Source organism: Gordonia sp. QH-12, from assembly GCF_001578675.1.
GTDB lineage: Bacteria > Actinomycetota > Actinomycetes > Mycobacteriales > Mycobacteriaceae > Gordonia > Gordonia sihwensis.
In genome coordinates this window covers 1-5,609 of the sequence record NZ_KQ969318.1, presented here as the reverse complement: position 1 = coordinate 5,609, position 5,609 = coordinate 1, and the positions used below count along the sequence as shown (strand labels likewise).

The window sequence follows — 5,609 nt, the reverse complement described above, 5'->3', positions numbered from 1 at the left end:
TTTTTTGGATTTGGTCAGGTTCTGTTTTCTGGCTTTGTGTTGAAATCTTGTGGTTTCTGCATTTTTTGTTGGAGAGTTTGATCCTGGCTCAGGACGAACGCTGGCGGCGTGCTTAACACATGCAAGTCGAACGGAAAGGCCCAGCTTGCTGGGTACTCGAGTGGCGAACGGGTGAGTAACACGTGGGTGATCTGCCCTGGACTCTGGGATAAGCCTGGGAAACTGGGTCTAATACCGGATAGGACCACTGATTGCATGGTTGGTGGTGGAAAGCTTTTGCGGTTCAGGATGGGCCCGCGGCCTATCAGCTTGTTGGTGGGGTAATGGCCTACCAAGGCGACGACGGGTAGCCGACCTGAGAGGGTGATCGGCCACACTGGGACTGAGACACGGCCCAGACTCCTACGGGAGGCAGCAGTGGGGAATATTGCACAATGGGCGCAAGCCTGATGCAGCGACGCCGCGTGAGGGATGACGGCCTTCGGGTTGTAAACCTCTTTCGCTAGGGACGAAGCGTAAGTGACGGTACCTGGAGAAGAAGCACCGGCCAACTACGTGCCAGCAGCCGCGGTAATACGTAGGGTGCGAGCGTTGTCCGGAATTACTGGGCGTAAAGAGCTCGTAGGCGGTTTGTCGCGTCGTCTGTGAAATTCTGCAACTCAATTGCAGGCGTGCAGGCGATACGGGCAGACTTGAGTACTACAGGGGAGACTGGAATTCCTGGTGTAGCGGTGAAATGCGCAGATATCAGGAGGAACACCGGTGGCGAAGGCGGGTCTCTGGGTAGTAACTGACGCTGAGGAGCGAAAGCGTGGGGAGCGAACAGGATTAGATACCCTGGTAGTCCACGCCGTAAACGGTGGGTACTAGGTGTGGGGCTCATTTCACGAGTTCCGTGCCGTAGCTAACGCATTAAGTACCCCGCCTGGGGAGTACGGCCGCAAGGCTAAAACTCAAAGGAATTGACGGGGGCCCGCACAAGCGGCGGAGCATGTGGATTAATTCGATGCAACGCGAAGAACCTTACCTGGGTTTGACATACACCAGAAAGCCGTAGAGATACGGCCCCCCTTGTGGTTGGTGTACAGGTGGTGCATGGCTGTCGTCAGCTCGTGTCGTGAGATGTTGGGTTAAGTCCCGCAACGAGCGCAACCCTTGTCCTGTATTGCCAGCGGGTTATGCCGGGGACTTGCAGGAGACTGCCGGGGTCAACTCGGAGGAAGGTGGGGATGACGTCAAGTCATCATGCCCCTTATGTCCAGGGCTTCACACATGCTACAATGGCGCGTACAGAGGGCTGCGAGACCGTGAGGTGGAGCGAATCCCTTAAAGCGCGTCTCAGTTCGGATTGGGGTCTGCAACTCGACCCCATGAAGTCGGAGTCGCTAGTAATCGCAGATCAGCAACGCTGCGGTGAATACGTTCCCGGGCCTTGTACACACCGCCCGTCACGTCATGAAAGTCGGTAACACCCGAAGCCGGTGGCCTAACCCTTGTGGAGGGAGCTGTCGAAGGTGGGATCGGCGATTGGGACGAAGTCGTAACAAGGTAGCCGTACCGGAAGGTGCGGCTGGATCACCTCCTTTCTAAGGAGCAAACAACACGTCGATGCTGGTGCCGAATGTGTATCGGGTCGGTGTTTGTTCATGGGTGAAACACAAGAAACCATCATTTGTTTGTCGGTGGCCTGCGAGATGCGGGCGGCCGGCGGGTGGTCGACCGTGAGTGATTGCGGTTGTGGACGAAGCACACTATCGGGGTTCTGAGAGAACACGCTGTTGATTCCCTTCGGGGGGTTAATGTTCGGTGTTGTCTTGGTGCTCACTGTTTTCCGCCTCGAGTGTGGGGTGTTGGGGGTGGTGGGTGTGTGTTGTTTGAGAAGTGCATAGTGGATGCGAGCATCTAGCCCGGCAGCATTTGTTGTTGTTGGGTTTGTGTGTTCTGCAATTTCGATTCTGGTTTGTGCGATCGCGTGTTGTGATCGTTGATTTTTGTTTGTTGTCCGCATTCGCGCCTCGGGCACTGTTGTGGTGTGTGGGGTGTGTTTGTGGGTGTTGTTGTAAGTGTTTGAGGGCGTTCGGTGGATGCCTTGGTACCAGGAGCCGATGAAGGACGTGGTAGGCCGCGATAGTCCTCGGGGAGTTGTCAAACGAGCTGTGATCCGAGGGTGTCCGAATGGGGAAACCCAGCACCAGTGATGTGGTGTTACCCACTCGTGAATGTATAGCGGGTGTGGAGGGAACGTGGGGAAGTGAAACATCTCAGTACCCACAGGAAGAGAAAACAAGTGTGATTCCGTGAGTAGTGGCGAGCGAAAGCGGAGGAGGCTAAACCATGCGTATGTGATACTCGGCAGGGGTTGTGCGTGTGGGGTTGTGGGGTGATCGTTCATCGTGCTGCCGTGCGGTGGGTCAGTGATAAATCGACATGTTAGGTGAAGTGGCCTGGAATGGTCTGCCGTAGTGGGTGAGAGTCCCGTAGCTGAAAGCGTGTTGACTGGCTTCGATTGTTCCCAAGTAGCAGCGGGCTCGTGGAATCTGCTGTGAATCTGCCGGGACCACCCGGTAAGCCTAAATACTTTCTGGTGACCGATAGCGGACTAGTACCGTGAGGGAAAGGTGAAAAGTACCCCGGGAGGGGAGTGAAATAGTACCTGAAACCGGACGCTTACAATCCGTCAGAGCTTGCGCACCTTTNACCGGACGCTTACAATCCGTCAGAGCCTGCGCACCTTTTGGGGTGGTGGGTGATGGCGTGCCTTTTGAAGAATGAGCCTGCGAGTTAGTGCTCAGTGGCGAGGTTAACCCGTGTGGGGTAGCCGTAGCGAAAGCGAGTCTGAATAGGGCGTGTTGAGTCGCTGGGTCTAGACCCGAAGCGGAGTGATCTACCCATGGCCAGGGTGAAGCAGCTGTAAGAGGTTGTGGAGGCCCGAACCCACTTCAGTTGAAAATGGAGGGGATGAGTTGTGGGTAGGGGTGAAAGGCCAATCAAACTCCGTGATAGCTGGTTCTCCCCGAAATGCATTTAGGTGCAGCGTTGCGTGTTTCTTACTGGAGGTAGAGCTACTGGATGGCCGATGGGCCCTATCAGGTTACTGACGTCAGCCAAACTCCGAATGCCGGTAAGTGAGAGCGTGGCAGTGAGACTGCGGGGGATAAGCTTCGTAGTCGAGAGGGAAACAGCCCAGATCGCCGGCTAAGGCCCCTAAGCGTGTACTAAGTGGAAAAGGATGTGGGGTCGCTGAGACAACCAGGAGGTTGGCTTAGAAGCAGCCACCCTTGAAAGAGTGCGTAATAGCTCACTGGTCAAGTGATTCTGCGCCGACAATTTAGCGGGGCTCAAGTACACCGCCGAAGCCGCGGCACTCACACATTTCATCCATGCCTGCCTGCGGGTGGGTGTGTAGTGGTGTGGGTGGGTAGGGGAGCGTCCTGCATCCGTGGAAGCAGCGGAGTGATCCAGTTGTGGAGGGTGTGGGAGTGAGAATGCAGGCATGAGTAGCGAAAGACAAGTGAGAAACTTGTCCGCCGGATGACCAAGGGTTCCTGGGCCAGGTTAATCCGCCCAGGGTGAGTCGGGACCTAAGGCGAGGCCGACAGGCGTAGTCGATGGACAACGGGTTGATATTCCCGTACCCGTGTATCCGCGCCCAGTGATGAATCATCTGTACTAACCATCCAAAAGCTGTCGTTGATTTCTTCGGATTTCTCTGATGGCGGCTGCGTGGGACCTTGGGTGTAGTAGTCAAGCGATGGGGTGACGCAGGAAGGTAGCCGGGCCAACTGGTGGAATAGTTGGTGTAAGCCTGTAGGGTGAGACATAGGCAAATCCGTGTCTTTTTGAGCCTGAGAGGTGATGCGTAGCCGTTGTGGTGAATTCGGTGATCCTATGCTGTCGAGAAAAGCCTCTAGTGAGTTGGTACACGGCCCGTACCCCAAACCGACACAGGTGGTCAGGTAGAGAATACTAAGGCGATCGAGTGAACTGTGGTTAAGGAACTCGGCAAATTGCCCCCGTAACTTCGGGAGAAGGGGGACCACGACCGGTGATCACTTTTTCGGTGTGAGCTGGTGGTGGTCGCAGAGACCAGAGAGAAGCGACTGTTTACTAAAAACACAGGTCCGTGCGAAGTCGTAAGACGATGTATACGGACTGACGCCTGCCCGGTGCTGGAAGGTTAAGAGGACCGGTTAATCATCTTTCGGGGTGGTGAAGCTGAGAATTTAAGCCCCAGTAAACGGCGGTGGTAACTATAACCATCCTAAGGTAGCGAAATTCCTTGTCGGGTAAGTTCCGACCTGCACGAATGGCGTAACGACTTCTCTGCTGTCTCAACCACAGGCTCGGCGAAATTGCAGTACGAGTAAAGATGCTCGTTACGCGCGGCAGGACGAAAAGACCCCGGGACCTTCACTATAGCTTGGTATTGGTGTTCGGTGCGGTTTGTGTAGGATAGGTGGGAGACTGTGAAGCCGGCACGCTAGTGTGGGTGGAGTCGTTGTTGAAATACCGCTCTGATCGTATTGGGCTTCTAACCTCGGACCCTGATCGGGTTCAGGGACAGTGCCTGGTGGGTAGTTTAACTGGGGCGGTTGCCTCCTAAAGTGTAACGGAGGCGCCCAAAGGTTCCCTCAGCCTGGATGGCAATCAGGTGTTGAGTGTAAGTGCACAAGGGAGCTTGACTGTGAGACGTACATGTCGAGCAGGGACGAAAGTCGGGACTAGTGATCCGGCACCGGCGTGTGGAAGCGGTGTCGCTCAACGGATAAAAGGTACCCCGGGGATAACAGGCTGATCTTCCCCAAGAGTCCATATCGACGGGATGGTTTGGCACCTCGATGTCGGCTCGTCGCATCCTGGGGCTGGAGTAGGTCCCAAGGGTTGGGCTGTTCGCCCATTAAAGCGGCACGCGAGCTGGGTTTAGAACGTCGTGAGACAGTTCGGTCTCTATCCGCCGCGCGCGTGTAGAAACTTGAGGAAACCTGTCCCTAGTACGAGAGGACCGGGACGGACGAACCTCTGGTGTGCCAGTTGTTCCGCCAGGAGCACTGCTGGTTAGCTACGTTCGGAAGGGATAACCGCTGAAAGCATCTAAGCGGGAAGCCTGTTCCAAGATGAGGTTTCTCACCCACCTTCGGGTGGGGTAAGGCCCCCTACAGATGATGGGGTTGATAGGCCGGAACTGTACGCACAGTAATGTGTTCAGGTGACCGGTACTAATCGGCCGAGGACTTACCAACAACACTCACCAACAATTCTTTTTTCGGATTCAACGAATCACGACAGGACTGGGTTGTGTGAGTCGGTTTCGGTGATTGTTACACGCACACAGAATGTTTGCTCGTTCATCCACTATGTACTTCTGAAACAACACACAAACCACAACCCTGGTGAGGGATTGTGGTGTGGATAGTTTCATATTGTTACGGCGGCTATAGCGGTGGGGAAACGCCCGGTCCCATTCCGAACCCGGAAGCTAAGCCCACCTGCGCCGATGGTACTGCACTGTAATGGGTGTGGGAGAGTAGGACACCGCCGAACACAACTTGTTGAGTCCCGATCAGACACCGTCTGATCGGGGCTCAACCCATTTCCCGGGACGTGCCCCC

Annotated in this window: 3 rRNA genes; all 3 read left to right on the top strand. The window is 55.3% G+C overall.

Annotated features, from left to right (window positions below):
* Positions 1–65 precede the first annotated feature (65 nt).
* The 3 genes from Y710_RS18185 to rrf all read left to right on the top strand — a co-directional run bounded on the left by Y710_RS18185 (position 66) and on the right by rrf (position 5,541).
* A 16S ribosomal RNA gene (locus tag Y710_RS18185) occupies positions 66–1,586 on the top strand.
* Positions 1,587–2,057: 471 nt separating this feature from the next.
* Positions 2,058–5,240 (top strand): 23S ribosomal RNA (locus Y710_RS18180).
* Between the two features lie 184 nt (positions 5,241–5,424).
* Positions 5,425–5,541: ribosomal RNA gene (gene rrf, locus Y710_RS18175) — 5S ribosomal RNA — on the top strand.
* The 16S, 23S and 5S rRNA genes sit together here, the layout of an rRNA operon.
* Positions 5,542–5,609 lie beyond the last annotated feature (68 nt).